This is a genomic window from uncultured Modestobacter sp. (assembly GCF_947486615.1).
Lineage (GTDB): Bacteria > Actinomycetota > Actinomycetes > Mycobacteriales > Geodermatophilaceae > Modestobacter.
This window is the reverse complement of the sequence record NZ_CANKUD010000002.1, coordinates 1-14,006: the sequence shown is the minus strand read 5'-3', so window position 1 is coordinate 14,006 and position 14,006 is coordinate 1. Positions and strand designations below refer to the sequence as shown.

The following is a 14,006-nucleotide window of genomic DNA, read 5'->3' as shown; positions in this document are numbered from 1 at the left end:
GGAACGGGGCCGTCGTGCGTCAGGGGCGCGGTGTGCGCAGCACGCGCAGTGCCCACACCGACCGGCCGGGCAGCTGCGTGCGTCCCGGTGGCAGCGCGGTCGGCTGCGGCGGGGTGCCGGTGGGGTACTCGGTGGCCAGCGCCAGCTCGTAGCCGTCGCCCCACGGGGCGCCGGGCAGCACGACGTCCACCGGGTCGGGGCCGGCGTGCAGCCAGATCAGCCAGGAGTCGTCGATGACCGGGCGGCCGCGCTGGTCGCGCAGCCGCAGCCCGCGGCCGTCGAGGTACATGCCGATGGTCTGCAGGCCGGTGTCGAACCAGTCGCTGCTGGTCAGCTGCTCACCGCCCGGGGCGAACCAGGCCAGGTCGCGGGTGCCGCCGGTGCCGGGCACCTCGCTGCCCTCGAAGAACGCCTCCTGGCGCAGCACCGGGGAGCTCCGGCGCAGCGCGACCGCGTGCGAGACGAAGCTCCACAGGTCGGCGTCGATCGCGCCCCAGTCCAGCCAGGAGACCTCGTTGTCCTGGCAGTAGGCGTTGTTGTTGCCGCCCTGGGTGCGGCCCAGCTCGTCGCCGGCGGTCAGCATCGGCACGCCGGTGGACAGCAGCAGCGTGGCCAGGTGGTTGCGCACCTGACGGGCCCGCAGCTCGGTGACCGCCGGGTCGTCGGTGGGGCCCTCGACGCCGCAGTTCCAGTTCCGGTTGTGACTCTCGCCGTCCCGGTTGTCCTCGCCGTTGGCCTCGTTGCGCTTGTGCTCGTAGGTCACCAGGTCGGCCATGGCGAAGCCGTCGTGCGCGGTGACGAAGTTGACCGAGGCGAACGGCCGCCGACCGTCGGAGCGGTAGAGGTCGGAGGAGCCGGTGAGCCGGTAGGCCAGGTCGCGGACCCCCACCTTGGCGCCGGACCACACGTCGCGCACGGTGTCCCGGTACTTGCCGTTCCACTCCGTCCACGGCGGCGGGAAGTTGCCCACCTGGTAGCCGCCCTCGCCGACGTCCCAGGGCTCGGCGATCAGCTTCACCGTGCTCACCACCGGGTCCTGGTGGACGACGTCGAAGAACGCCGACAGCCGGTCGACGTCGTGCATCGAGCGGGCGAGTGCGGAGGCGAGGTCGAAGCGGAAGCCGTCGACGTGCATCTCGGTGACCCAGTAGCGCAGCGAGTCCATCAGCAGTGCCAGCACCGGGGGACGGCGTACGTCGAGGGTGTTCCCGCAGCCGGTGTAGTCGGTGTAGCGGGATGGGTCCTCACCGCCGAGCCGGTAGTACCCGCCGTTGTCGATGCCGCGGAAGGACAGCGTCGGGCCGGTGTGGTCGCCCTCGGCGGTGTGGTTGTAGACGACGTCCAGGATCACCTCGATGCCCGCGGCGTGCAGCGCCTTGACCATCGCCTTGAACTCGGTCACCTGCGCCCCGCCCGAGCCCACCGAGCTGTAGGCGGCGTGCGGGGCGAAGTAGCCCAGGGTGTTGTAGCCCCAGTAGTTGGTGAGGTCGCGGCGCAGCAGGTGCGGCTCGCTGACGAAGTGGTGCACCGGCAGCAGCTCGACCGCGGTCACCCCGAGGGAGACCAGGTGCTCGACGAACGCCGGGTGGGCGATGCCGGCGTAGGTGCCGCGCAGCGCCGGCGGGACGTCGGGGTGCCGCATGGTCGCGCCCTTGACGTGCACCTCGTAGACCACGGTGTCCGACCACGGCGTGCGCAGCACCGTGTCGCCCTCCCACGGGAAGGAGTCGTGGATGACCACGCCGCGGGGCACGAAGGGGGCGGAGTCGGTCGGGTCGGGGCGGGTGGGGTCGGTGCGGTCCCAGCCGAACAGCGCGTCGTCCAGCCGCAGCTCGCCGTCCACCGCCCGGGCGTAGGGGTCCAGCAGCAGCTTGGCCGGGTTGTACCGGGCGCCGGACGCCGGGTCGTGGTGGCCGTGCACCCGGTAGCCGTACCGCTGGCCCGGCCCGATGCCGGGCAGCCGGCCGTGCCACACCTGGTGGGTGGTCTCCTGCAGGCGCTGGCGGTGCTCGCTGCCGTCGGGGTCGAACAGGCACAGGTCGACCGCCGAGGCGCCGGCGGACCAGAGCGCGAAGTTGGTGCCGGTGCCGTCCCAGTGGGCGCCCAGCGGCGCCGGGACCCCGGGCCACACCTCCACCTGCCGGCCGGCCGTCGACGCGCTCAGATCGGTCACGTCGGCCATCGTGCCCGACTCGCCCCGAGCCCGGTGCCCGCGACGCGGGGCGGGATGGTCTGATGGGCCGCGTGTGGACTGAGCCGGTCGTCGAGATCCGGGGTGTGGACGTCGTCCGAGGCCAGGCGCACCTGTTGCGCGGGGTCGACTGGACGGTCCGGCCCGAGGAACGCTGGGTCCTGCTGGGCCCCAACGGGGCGGGGAAGACCACGCTGCTGCAGCTGGTCGGTGCCCAGCTGCACCCCACCCGCGGGGAGGTCGGCATCCTCGGGGAGATCCTCGGCGCGGTCGACGTCTTCGAGCTGCGCCCCCGCATCGGGCTGACCAGCGCCGCGCTGGCGCAGCGGATCAACCCGAGCGAGCGGGTCGGCGACATCGTGGTCAGCGCCGGGTACGCCGTCGTCGGGCGGTGGCGGGAGCGCTACGACGTCGCCGACCTGACCCGCGCCGCGGTGCTGATGCAGCAGTGGGGCGTGGCCCGGATGGCGCACCGGCCCTTCGGCACGCTGTCGGAGGGGGAGCGCAAGCGCACCCAGATCGCCCGTGCCCTGATGACCGACCCGGAGCTGCTGCTGCTCGACGAGCCCGGCGCGGGGCTGGACCTGGGCGGCCGGGAGGACCTGGTGGCCCGGCTGTCCGCGCTGGCGGAGGACCCGAACGCCCCGGCGCAGGTGCTGGTCACCCACCACGTCGAGGAGATCCCGCCCGGCTACACCCACGCGCTGCTGCTGCGCGGCGGTGAGGTCGTCTCGGCCGGCCCGGTCGACGAGGTGCTCACCGCGCCGCTGCTGTCGGATGCGTTCGGGCTGTCCCTGGACGTCAAGCGCGAGGGCGGCCGCTTCTCCGCCCGCCGCGCGGCCTAGCGCCGAGGTCCACACCGCGGCCTGGGCGGCGCTGACTACGGTGCGGGGGACATCGCCGTCCCGCCGTATCCGGAGGCATCCCATGGCAGCGCCCGAGTTCGTCACCCTGCAGGTCGAGGACGGCGTCGGCACGATCCGGCTGGACCGGCCGAAGATGAACGCGATCGACGAGCAGTTGCACCGCGAGGTCCGGGGGGCGGCGCTGGAGGCCGGTGAGCGGGCCGACGTCCGGGCCGTCGTCCTCTACGGGGGCGAGCGGGTGTTCGCCGCCGGGGCCGACATCAAGGCGATGTCCCAGCTGACCGGCGCGAGCATGGTCGCCTGGGGCCGGGAGCTCACCGCGTCGTTCACCGCGGTGGCCCGGATTCCCAAGCCGGTGATCGCCGCGGTCACCGGCTATGCGCTGGGCGGTGGCTACGAGCTGGCGCTGTGCGCGGACTTCCGGGTGCTCGGGTCCAGCGCCAAGGTGGGCCAGCCGGAGATCCAGCTGGGCGTCATCCCCGGCGCGGGCGGCACCCAGCGGCTGGCCCGGCTGGTCGGCCCGGCCAAGGCCAAGGACCTGGTGTTCACCGGCCGGCACGTGGGGGCTGCGGAGGCACTGGAGATGGGGCTGGCCGACGCCGTCGTCCCGGACGAGGAGGTCTACCCGACCGCCGTGGCGATGGCCCGCAAGTTCGCCGCCGGACCGCCGCTGGCGCTGGCCGCGGCCAAGCGCGCCATCGACGAGGGGCTGGACGGCGACCTGGACACCGGCCTGGCGCTGGAGAGCCGGCTGTTCGCCGAGCTGTTCGACACCGAGGACCAGGCGACCGGCATGCGCTCGTTCCTGGAGCAGGGCCCCGGCAAGGCCACCTTCACCGGCCGGTGACCGTTCCGCAGCGGCTGTCGTTCGTCACGATCGGCGCCCGGGACGTGGGCCGGCTGCGCGCCTTCTACGCCGCCTGGGGCTGGTGCGAGCGGGACGGCGGCAGCGACGCCTTCGCCCAGTTCGACGTCGGTGGGGTGCGGCTGGCGTTGTTCCCGCTGGCCCAACTGCACGCCGAGGCAGCCCCCGACGCAGCCCCGCCGGAGCCGGGCACCTGGAGCGGGGTGACGCTGGCGGTGAACGTGGCCGCCCGCGCCGAGGTCGACGCGGCGTTCACCGCGGCGCTCGCCGCCGGGGCCACGCCGGTGTCGCCGCCGGTGGCCCGCGAGTGGGGCGGCTACAGCGGCTACGTCGCCGACCCCGAGGGCACCCGGTGGGAGCTCGCCTGGCTGCCGGGCCTGCTGGGGGACTGAGCCAGAGGGCGGTGGTGCGGGATCATGCCGGGGTGACCGCTCCGGGCCCCGCCGACGTCGACCGCTCCGACCCGACCGACCGCGCCTGGGTCGAGCGGGCGGTGGCGCTGGTCGAGGCCGACGCGCACCGCAGCGCCGACACCCACCTGCTGGTCTACCCGCTGCCTCCGGAGTGGGGCGTCGACCTCTACCTCAAGGACGAGTCGACCCACCCGACCGGCAGCCTGAAGCACCGGCTGGCCCGCTCGCTGTTCCTCTACGCGCTGTGCTCGGGGCAGCTGCACGCGGGCAGCACCGTGGTGGAGGCCTCCAGCGGTTCGACGGCGGTCAGCGAGGCCTACTTCGCCCGGATGCTGGGCCTGCCGTTCGTCGCGGTGATGCCGGCGACGACGAGCGCGGAGAAGATCGCGCTGATCGAGTTCCACGGCGGCCGCTGCCACCTGGTGGCCGACGCCGGCAGCGTCTACGACGAGGCCCGCCGGATCGCCGCCGAGACCGGTGGGCACTACCTCGACCAGTTCACCAACGCCGAGCGGGCCACCGACTGGCGCGGGAACAACAACATCGCCGAGTCGGTGTTCGAGCAGATGGGCCGGGAGCGGCACCCGGTGCCGGAGTGGGTCGTCGTCGGCGCCGGCACCGGCGGCACCAGCGCCACCATCGGCCGCTACGTGCGCTACCGCCGGCTGCCCACCCGGCTGGCCGTCGTCGACCCGGAGGGCTCGGCGTTCTTCCCCGGCTGGCGCGACGCCGACCCGGCCACCACCGGGCGCGGGTCGCGGATCGAGGGCATCGGGCGGCCGCGGGTGGAGCCGTCGTTCGTGCCGACCATCGTCGACCGGATGGTCTGCGTGCCCGACGCCGCCTCGCTGGCCGCGATGCGGCACCTGGAGCGGGTGACCGGCCGCCGGGCCGGGGCGTCGACCGGCACCAACCTGTGGGGGGCGTTCTCCCTGGTGGCCGAGATGGTCGCCGCCGGGCGCACCGGCAGCGTGGTCACCCTGCTGTGCGACGGCGGCGAGCGGTACGCCTGCACCTACTACGACGACCAGTGGGTGCGCAGCCAGGGCCTGGACCTGGCGCCGCACACCGCCGTCCTGGAGCACTTCGCCCGGACGGGGGAGTGGCCGCCCGCCGCGTGACCCGGGTCACCGGCCCCCTCCCTGCCCGCCGGGTGTTACCCGCAAGTAGCCTCGATGATCGGCAGCGAGGCGGGCACCGCCCGTGCCACGAGACGACACGGAGGATGGTCTGACGATGAACATCGTCGTTCTGGTCAAGCAGGTCCCCGACTCCGGCAGCGAGCGGAAGCTGGACCCGTCGGACAACACCGTCGCGCGGGCCACCGCCGACAACGTGATCAACGAGATGGACGAGTACGCCATCGAGGAGGCGCTGACGGTCAAGGAGGCGCAGGGCGGTGAGGTCACCGTGCTGACCGTCGGCCCCGACACCGCCACCGACGCCATCCGCAAGGCCCTGTCGATGGGCGCGGACAAGGCCGTGCACGTCTCCGACCCGGCGATCCACGGCGCCTGCGCGCCGCAGACCAGCGCGATCATCGCCGCTGCACTGTCGCAGCTGGACTACGACCTGGTGCTCTGCGGCGCCGAGTCCACCGACGGGCAGGTGTCGGTGATGCCGGCGCTGCTGTCCGAGCGGCTGGGCATCCCGCAGCTGTCCGGTGCCCGCAAGCTCACCATCGAGGGCTCGATGGCAAAGATCGAGCGGCAGACCGACGGCGGGTACTGGGAGGTCGAGGCGCCGCTGCCGGCGATCGTCTCCACCTGGGACACGATCAACGAGCCGCGCTACCCCTCCTTCAAGGGGATCATGGCCGCCAAGAAGAAGCCGGTGGAGACCAAGACGCTGGCCGACCTGGGCATCGACCCGGGCACCGTCGGCCTGGCCACCGCGACCAGCAAGGTCCTGGAGTTCGCCGGCCGCCCGCCCAAGGGCGAGGGCGTGAAGGTGGCCGACGAGGGCGACGGCGCCGAGAAGCTGGTGGGCTACCTGGCCGCCCAGAAGATCGTCTGACCGGCCGACTCAGAGCTGAGGAGAGAACAGACATGGCAGAGGTCCTGGTCCTGGCCGAGCTCAACCCCGCCGCCGGCGGGCCCCGCAAGACCACCCTGGAGGCGCTGACCGCTGCCCGTGCCCTCGGTGAGCCCGCAGCCGTCGTCATCGGTGCCCCCGGCACCGCCGCCGGCATCAAGGACGTGCTGGCCGAGTACGGCGCGGCGAAGGTCTACGTCGCCGAGTCCGAGGACGTCGACGCCTACCTGGTCGCGCCCAAGGCCGAGGTGCTGGCCCAGCTGGTCACCGACAAGCAGCCCGCCGCCGTGGTCATCCCGTCCTCCCCGGAGGGCAAGGAGGTCGCCGGCCGGCTGGCGATCAAGACCGGCAGCGGCTTCCTGACCGACGTCACCGAGATCGCCGCCGACGGCACCGCCACCCAGGTGGCGTTCGCCGGGGCGACGATCGTGCACTCGCAGGTCACCGTCGGCACCCCGATCTACACCCTGCGCGGCAACTCGGTCACCCCGGAGCCGGCGCCGGCCGCCGGGGCCGAGGAGGCCGTGCCGGTCGTGATCTCCGAGGCCGCCAAGCAGACCCGGGTGCTCGACCGGGTGGTGGAGCAGAAGTCCAACCGGCCCGAGCTGACCGAGGCCTCGATCGTCGTCTCCGGTGGTCGCGGTGTGGCCAGCGCGGAGAACTTCTCCGTGATCGAGGGCCTCGCCGACTCCCTGGGGGCCGCCGTCGGCGCCTCCCGGGCCGCGGTCGACTCCGGCTTCTACCCGCACTCCTTCCAGGTCGGGCAGACCGGCAAGACGGTGTCGCCGCAGCTCTACATCGCCGTCGGCATCTCCGGCGCTATCCAGCACCGGGCCGGCATGCAGACCTCGAAGACGATCGTCGCGGTCAACAAGGACCCCGAGGCGCCGATCTTCGAGCTGGCCGACTTCGGCGTCGTCGGTGACCTGAACACCGTCGTCCCGGCGGCCACCGAGCAGATCACCGCCCGCAAGTAGCAGCAGGCCCTCCCCCGGGAGGGTGGTCCCAGCACGTCGCGTCGGGCGCCGGCCTCCGGGTCGGCGCCCGACGCACGTCCGACCGGGTCGAGGAGACGACAGGCCGTGCGCACTTCCACCAGCCGGACGCAGCCGGGCACGCCCCGGTGGGCGACGCCTACGCTGGCCGTGCCATGACCTACCTCGACCACGCGGCCACCACGCCGATGCTCCCGGCCGCGCTGGCGGCGATGGCCGAGCAGCTGGGCCGGGTGGGCAACGCGTCCTCGCTGCACGCCAGCGGCCGGGAGGCCCGCCGGGTCGCCGAGCAGTCCCGCGAGCAGCTGGCCGCGGCGCTGGGCGCCCGACCGTCGGAGGTGCTGTTCACCGCCGGTGGCACCGAGGGCGACAACCTCGCGGTCAAGGGCCTCTACTGGGCCCGGCGCACCTCCGACCAGCGCCGCCGCCGGATCGTGGCCAGCCCCGCCGAGCACCACGCCGTCCTGGACAGCGTGGAGTGGCTGGAGAAGCACGACGGTGCCGAGGTCACCTGGCTGCGGGTCGAGCCGACCGGCCGGGTGACGCCGGAGTCGCTGGCCGACGCCCTGGGCGACGGGCGGGACGTCGCCGTGGCCAGCGTGATGTGGGCCAACAACGAGATCGGCGCGGTCAGCGACCTCGCCGCGCTGGCCGAGGTCGCCCACCGGGTCGGGGTGCCGCTGCACACCGACGCGGTGCAGGCGGTCGGTCAGCTGCCGCTGGACTTCGCCGTCAGCGGGGTCGACGCGCTCACCATGACCGGCCACAAGCTGGGCGGGCCGATGGGCGCGGGCGCCCTGCTGCTGCGCCGGGACGCCGAGTGCACCCCCTTGCTGCACGGCGGCGGTCAGGAGCGCGACGTGCGCTCGGGGACGCTGGACGTCGCCGCGATCGTCGGGCTGGCCACCGCCGCGCAGACCGCGGTCGCCGACCGCGTCGAGCGCACCGACCGGCTGACCGTGCTGCGCGACCGGCTGGTCGCCGGGGTGGTCGCGCAGGTGCCCGACGCCCAGCTCAACGGCCCGGCCCTGGATGACGTCGTCGCCGGTGGCCCCGGCCGACTACCGGGCAACGCGCACCTGTCCTTCCCCGGCGCCGAGGGCGACGCCCTGCTGATGCTGCTGGACGCCCGCGGCATCGAGTGCTCGACCGGGTCGGCCTGCAGCGCCGGGGTGGCGCGGCCGAGCCACGTGCTGCTCGCCGCGGGGGCCGACGCCGCCCGGGCCCGCAGCTCGCTGCGGTTCAGCCTCGGGCACACCTCCACCGACGCCGACGTCGACGCCCTGCTCGAGGTGATCGGCCCGGTCGTCGAGCGGGCCCGCCGGGCGGGTGCCCGATGAGGGTCATCGCCGCGATGAGCGGGGGAGTGGACTCCGCGGTCGCCGCCGCGCTGGCCGTCGAGGCCGGCCACGACGTCACCGGCGTGCACCTGGCGCTCTCGCCCGACCGGCAGACGCTGCGCAGCGGCGCCCGGGGCTGCTGCAGCGTCGAGGACGCCCATGATGCCCGCCGGGTCGCGGACTCCCTGGGCATCCCGTTCTACGTCTGGGACCTCGCCGACCGGTTCCGGGAGGACGTCGTCGACGACTTCGTCGCCGAGTACGCCGCCGGCCGGACGCCGAACCCCTGCCTGCGCTGCAACGAGAAGATCAAGTTCTCCGCGGTGCTGGACCGGGCCCGGGCGCTGGGCTTCGACGCCGTGGTCACCGGCCACCACGCCCGGCTGGCCGACGGCGAGCTGCGCCGGTCGGTGGACGCGGCCAAGGACCAGTCCTACGTGCTGGGGGTGCTCCGCGCCGACCAGCTCGCCGGCGCGCTCTTCCCGCTCGGGTCGATGACCAAGGAGCGGGTGCGCGAGCTCGCCGCCGAGCGGGGCTACGCGGTGGCGACCAAGCCCGACTCGCACGACATCTGCTTCATCTCCGACGGCGACACCCGCGGCTTCCTGACCCGTCGGCTGGGCGAGCAGCCCGGCCCGGTCGTCGACGCGGCCACCGGGGCGACCGTCGGCACGCACGCCGGCGCCTACGGCTTCACCGTCGGCCAGCGGCGCGGTCTCGGGGTCAGCGCCGGCGACCAGCGGCCCCGCTACGTGCTGGGCATCGAGCCGGTCAGCCGCACGGTGACCATCGGTACCGCCGAGCAGGCCGAGGTCGGCGAGGTGCTCACCGGCATCCCCAGCTGGACCGGGCCGGTGCCCGACCTGCCCTGCACCGCCCAGGTGCAGCTGCGGGCGCACGGCTCACCGGTGCCGTGCGCGGTCTCGTCGACCGAGGACGGCGGCCTGCGCATCGAGCTGCTCGAGCGGCAGCGCGGGGTCGCGCCGGGGCAGTCCGCGGTGCTGTACGCACCCGACGCCGTCCGCGGTGACCGGGTGCTCGGCCAGGCGGCTGTCTGTCGCGCGGGTTAACCGCACCCGACGTTTCACAGCTGCCTCTTGGCTCACCCGAACGGGGGAGCTAGCGTGCCGTGACGGATCGGTTCCCATCGGTCCGCGTCCCCCGCCCACCCGGGCGGGATCGATCGTGTCGCCGGTGGCCTCCTCTGCGGACGGCCGGGTGACGCCTGTCCAGGAGGACCCTCCTTGCGCCGAACGCGCCTCTCCGTTGCGGCCCTCACGGTGGCGACCGCCGCCGTGGTCGGCCTGCCCGCGGTGGCCTCCGCCACCCCGCACGGTCCGTCGAAGCCGGCCGCCCCGGCGGCCGACGTCCCGGTCCAGCTGCTCACCGTCAACGACTTCCACGGCCGGATCAACCAGCCGACCGGCGACGACGGCGAGGGCACCGCGCCCGGCGCCGACGGCCTCTACGGCACCGCGGACGACGTCGTCGTCGAGGTCGGCGGCGCTGCCAGCCTGGCGGCGACCATCGACCAGGCCACCGCGGACTTCGTGGCCGACGGCGGCGCCGCGGACGACTCCCTGCTGATCGGCCTCGGTGACGTCATCGGTGCCTCGCCGTTCGAGTCGAGCGTCTTCCGGGACGAGTCGACCATCGAGGTCGCCAACGCCCTGGACATGGCCGTCTCCGTCGTCGGCAACCACGAGTTCGACCGTGGGACCGACGAGCTGCGCCGGGTCTCCGGCGCCACCGACGGCACCGCGACCGACGACGTGACCGCCTGTGAGGGCGTGGAGCCCGGGGTGACCGGCTGCTTCACCGACAGCACCGGTGAGCCGTTCGCCGGCGCCGACTTCCCCTACCTGGCGGCGAACGTGGTCTCCCGCGAGACCGGTGAGCCCATGCTGCCGGCGTACTCCGTGGTCGAGGTCGGCGGCGGCAAGAAGCTGGGCTTCATCGGCGTGGTCACCGACACCACCCCGACCATCGTCTCGCCGTCCGGCATCGCCGACGTGGAGTTCGTCGACGAGGCGGAGGCGATCAACCGCTACGTGCCCGAGCTGCAGGCCCAGGGCGTCGAGGCCATCGTCGCGCTGGTGCACGAGGGCGGGGAGAACCCGGGCACGGACGCCACCGACCCCAACGGCTGCGCCCAGCTCACCGGCCCGATCGTCGACATCAACGCCGAGACCGTCTCGGCCGTCGACCTGATCGTCAGCGCACACAGCCACCAGGGCTACAGCTGCATGCTCACCGACCCCGACGGTCAGCCGCGGCTGGTCACCCAGGCCGAGTACTACGGCCGGATGTTCACCGACATCCGCCTGGTCCTGGACGGGACGACCGGTGACATCGACCGGCTCTGCGCCGACTACCGGGCCGGCAACGTGCTGAACGTGCGCGACGCCGAGGACCCGGAGATCGACCGGATCGTCGACTACTGGACCGCCCAGGCCGCCGAGGCCGGCGACCGGGTGGTCGGCGAGGCCGCGGCCGACATCCGCCGGGCCGGCACCGTCGGCCCCGACGGTGTCTTCGTCCCGGTCCGGGACGGCGAGTCGAGCCTGGGCAACCTGGTCGCGGAGATGCAGCTGGCCGCGATCCAGGCCGACCCCTCCTTCGGGGACCCGGTGGTGGCCTTCATGAACCCGGGCGGCCTGCGCACCGACATCCTGGCCGGCGAGACCACCTACGCCGAGCTGTTCAACGTGCAGCCGTTCGGCAACACGGTGAACGTCGTGACGCTCACCGGCGCCGACATCCGGGCGGTGCTGGAGCAGCAGTTCCAGGCCAACGGCGGGCCGCGCGGCAACAACCTGCGGCTGGGCACCTCGGAGGGCTTCTCCTACCGGTACGACCTGAGCCAGCCCTACGGGCAGCGGGTCGACCCGGCGTCGATCACCCTGGACGGCGCGGTCGTCGACCCGGCGGCGTCCTACCGCGTGGTGGCCAACTCCTTCCTGATCGGTGGGGGTGACGCCTTCACCGCGTTCACCAACGGCACCGACCCGGCCACCGGCCCGGTCGACGTCGACACCGCGGTCGCCTACTTCGAGGCGAACTCCCCGGTGGTCCCGCCGGCGGCCGACCACGGCCAGGCGGCCACCTTCCCGACGCCGGAGCCGGCCACCGGCCTCGGCGGCAGCGCGGTCGAGCCGACCCCGGCGACCACCGTCGACGGCACCTCCGGCCTCAACGGGCCGGGGCAGGTGGGTCCGGGCTGCGACGCCACCGCGGCGATCAACGACGACACCCCCTTCCGCGGCGACCGGGTGACCGTCACCGGCACCGCGTTCACGCCGGGGGAGAAGGTCACGGTCACGCTGTCCAACGGCGCGAAGCTGGGCACGGTCAAGGCCGACCGCAACGGCAACGTCACCGCCACCGGGCGGGTGCCGCTGCTGCTGCCGGCCGGCGAGCACACGGTGACCCTGACCGGGGCATCGGGGGAGACGGCGAGCGACACGTTCACCCTCGACCCGTACTGGCTTGAGCTGGTCAAGCGGCTGAAGCTGCTCTTCGGCCGGTGAGCCCTGACGGGGCCTGACCGACACCGGTGAGGTCGGGACGGCGGGCTACGGTCGACACCGTGGCCACGCCGAACGACCTCCCCGACGACGGCACCACCCCGGCCGGCGACCCCGCCGGCACCGACCAGAGGCCGGTCCCCACACCGTGGGGGCCGGCCTCTGGCGTCGGGTCGCTGCCGGGCACCGACCCGCTGGAGGCGATGCGCCTGGTCGTCGGGGAGCTGCCCGAGCTCCCGCACCTGCCCGAGCTGCCCGCCCGCGGCGCGGGCGCGGACATGATCGGCCGCGCGGCGGCGCTGCTGGTCGACCTGGCCGTCGACCTCACCCCGGCCGGCTGGCGACTGGTCCCGCGCCCGGGGGCCGACCTGCGGCGGGCCAAGGAGATGCTGGCCCGCGACCTGGACGCCCTGCACGAGGTGGCCGAGCGCTACACCGGCGCGTTCAAGGTGCAGGTGACCGGACCGTGGACGCTGGCCGCCGGGCTGGAACGCTCGCGCGGCGACCGGGCGGTCGTCGACCCCGGGGCCCGCCGTGACCTGGCCCAGTCACTCGCCGAGGGGGTCGCCGCCCACGTGGCGGCCGTCTCCGCACGCGTGCCGGGGGCCACGGTCGTCGTCCAGCTGGACGAGCCGTCGGTGCCGGCCGTGCTGCAGGGCGGGCTGCCCACCGTGAGCGGGTACGGCAAGCTCGCCGCGGTCGAGGGCACCGTCGTCGAGGAGGAGCTGACCGCCCTGGTCGGCCGGCTGCCGGCGCCCGTGGTGCTGCACTGCTGCGCGAACCGGGCGCCGCTGGACCTGTTCCGGGCGGCCGGTGCGCAGGGGCTGTCCTTCGACCTCGGGATGGTGCAGGACCTGGACTCGGTCGGCACCGCCGTCGAGGCCGGCACCCACCTCCTGATCGGGGTCGTGCCGGGCACCGACGCCACCCTGCCGTCGCCGAAGACCACCGCAACCCGGGTGCAGGCCTGGTGGCGTGAGCTGGGCTTCCCGGCCGAGGAGCTGCACTCGGCCGTGACGCTCACCCCGGCCTGCGGCCTGGCCGGTGCGAGCCCCGGCTACGCCAGGACGGCGATGACGCACGTCCGCGAAGCTGCGAAGTACCTCCTGCCCGAGTGACCCGGCCGGCTCAGCCGAGGTGCTGACCTCGCCGGCCGGGACGTCGTGGCTCGACTGCCCCCCCCCCGCCACGCGGTGGCGGCGCACCTGTACCGGATCACGGTGCCCGCCTCGAGCGCTGATCGGCTCGTGTCAACGGCCCTCGCAGGTCTGCGGACAAGGTTCTGACGTGCGGATTCGGGTTGTCCGGAGGTTGCGCGACCGGTATTCTTCGTACACACGTTCGAACCGGTCGGGAGGTGTCGTGAGCGAACTGATGTCGGCTCTGGACGCCCTGGCCACCGATGACCTGCACGGCTTGTCCGATGGCGCGGTGCTGGACCGGACGGCGTTGTTGGTGGCGGTGCAGAACCGGGTGGCGGCGGAGTTGACCCGCACGGTGCGGCACGGGGAGCTGACCCAGGCGCCGGAGCACGACGGGTTGAAGTCGATGCGTTCGTGGCTGATCGGGCACGTGCGGTTGTCGGCGGCCGAGGCGTCGCGGATCGTGCGGTCGGGTCGGGTGGTGGAGCACTTCCCGGCGTTGGCGGCCGGGTTCGCCGAGGGCGCGGTGACCGCGGCGCAGATGGACGTGGTGGCTGTTGCGGTGGGGGAGCCGGAGCGGGCGCGGGCGGCCGAGCAGGACGTGGACCTGGGTGCCTTCGATCAGGTGTGGGC

At 74.0% G+C, this 14,006-nt stretch carries 12 protein-coding genes; 11 read left to right on the top strand and 1 reads right to left on the bottom strand.

Going from position 1 to position 14,006, the window contains the following annotated elements; all coding sequences use genetic code 11:
- Positions 1-19: 19 nt before the first annotated feature.
- Complete coding sequence (gene glgX, locus Q1A09_RS03425; protein ID WP_299952593.1) at positions 20-2,164, bottom strand: glycogen debranching protein GlgX; 2,145 nt, start codon at positions 2,162-2,164, stop codon at positions 20-22.
- A 71-nt stretch (positions 2,165-2,235) separates the two neighbouring features.
- Here glgX and Q1A09_RS03420 point away from each other — a divergent pair, with 71 nt between their 5' ends.
- From Q1A09_RS03420 to Q1A09_RS03370, 11 genes are all read left to right on the top strand, one after another.
- Positions 2,236-3,036, top strand: coding sequence for an ABC transporter ATP-binding protein (locus Q1A09_RS03420; RefSeq protein WP_299952080.1), 801 nt, complete (start codon positions 2,236-2,238; stop codon positions 3,034-3,036).
- Positions 3,037-3,118: 82 nt separating this feature from the next.
- A complete protein-coding gene (locus tag Q1A09_RS03415; RefSeq protein WP_299952079.1) occupies positions 3,119-3,904 on the top strand; it encodes an enoyl-CoA hydratase/isomerase family protein in 786 nt (261 codons plus the stop codon).
- On the top strand, positions 3,901-4,314 hold the full coding sequence (locus Q1A09_RS03410; protein ID WP_299952078.1) for a VOC family protein: 414 nt from the start codon (positions 3,901-3,903) through the stop codon (positions 4,312-4,314). The genes Q1A09_RS03415 and Q1A09_RS03410 overlap by 4 nt, the downstream gene beginning before the upstream one ends.
- A 32-nt stretch (positions 4,315-4,346) precedes the next feature.
- Positions 4,347-5,456, top strand: coding sequence for a PLP-dependent cysteine synthase family protein (locus Q1A09_RS03405; RefSeq protein WP_299952077.1), 1,110 nt, complete (start codon positions 4,347-4,349; stop codon positions 5,454-5,456).
- Positions 5,457-5,571: 115 nt separating this feature from the next.
- On the top strand, positions 5,572-6,351 hold the full coding sequence (locus tag Q1A09_RS03400; protein ID WP_299952076.1) for an electron transfer flavoprotein subunit beta/FixA family protein: 780 nt from the start codon (positions 5,572-5,574) through the stop codon (positions 6,349-6,351).
- Between the two features lie 32 nt (positions 6,352-6,383).
- Entirely contained in the window at positions 6,384-7,346 is a 963-nt protein-coding gene (locus tag Q1A09_RS03395; protein WP_299952075.1) for an electron transfer flavoprotein subunit alpha/FixB family protein, read from the top strand.
- Positions 7,347-7,519: 173 nt separating this feature from the next.
- On the top strand, positions 7,520-8,704 hold the full coding sequence (locus Q1A09_RS03390; RefSeq protein WP_299952074.1) for a cysteine desulfurase family protein: 1,185 nt from the start codon (positions 7,520-7,522) through the stop codon (positions 8,702-8,704).
- Positions 8,701-9,774 (top strand): tRNA 2-thiouridine(34) synthase MnmA, encoded by a 1,074-nt coding sequence (mnmA, locus tag Q1A09_RS03385; protein ID WP_299952073.1) that lies wholly within the window; start codon positions 8,701-8,703, stop codon positions 9,772-9,774. Before Q1A09_RS03390 ends, mnmA begins: the two co-directional genes overlap by 4 nt.
- Before the next feature lie 174 nt (positions 9,775-9,948).
- Entirely contained in the window at positions 9,949-12,234 is a 2,286-nt protein-coding gene (locus tag Q1A09_RS03380) for a bifunctional UDP-sugar hydrolase/5'-nucleotidase (protein ID WP_299952072.1), read from the top strand.
- Positions 12,235-12,293: 59 nt separating this feature from the next.
- Complete coding sequence (locus tag Q1A09_RS03375) at positions 12,294-13,349, top strand: methionine synthase (RefSeq protein ID WP_299952071.1); 1,056 nt, start codon at positions 12,294-12,296, stop codon at positions 13,347-13,349.
- Positions 13,350-13,593: 244 nt separating this feature from the next.
- Positions 13,594-14,006, top strand: a 413-nt coding sequence (locus tag Q1A09_RS03370; RefSeq protein WP_299952070.1) for a DUF222 domain-containing protein, incomplete at its 3' end; no start/stop codon positions are given.

Excerpts from the sequence above, each read along its gene's own strand:
- Q1A09_RS03420 (WP_299952080.1), top strand. The coding sequence starts at position 2,236 with ATGGGCCGCGTGTGGACTGAGCCGGTCGTCGAGATCCGGGGTGTGGAC.
- Q1A09_RS03415 (WP_299952079.1), top strand. The coding sequence starts at position 3,119 with ATGGCAGCGCCCGAGTTCGTCACCCTGCAGGTCGAGGACGGCGTCGGC.
- Q1A09_RS03400 (WP_299952076.1), top strand. The coding sequence starts at position 5,572 with ATGAACATCGTCGTTCTGGTCAAGCAGGTCCCCGACTCCGGCAGCGAG.
- Q1A09_RS03395 (WP_299952075.1), top strand. The coding sequence starts at position 6,384 with ATGGCAGAGGTCCTGGTCCTGGCCGAGCTCAACCCCGCCGCCGGCGGG.
- Q1A09_RS03390 (WP_299952074.1), top strand. The coding sequence starts at position 7,520 with ATGACCTACCTCGACCACGCGGCCACCACGCCGATGCTCCCGGCCGCG.
- mnmA (WP_299952073.1), top strand. The coding sequence starts at position 8,701 with ATGAGGGTCATCGCCGCGATGAGCGGGGGAGTGGACTCCGCGGTCGCC.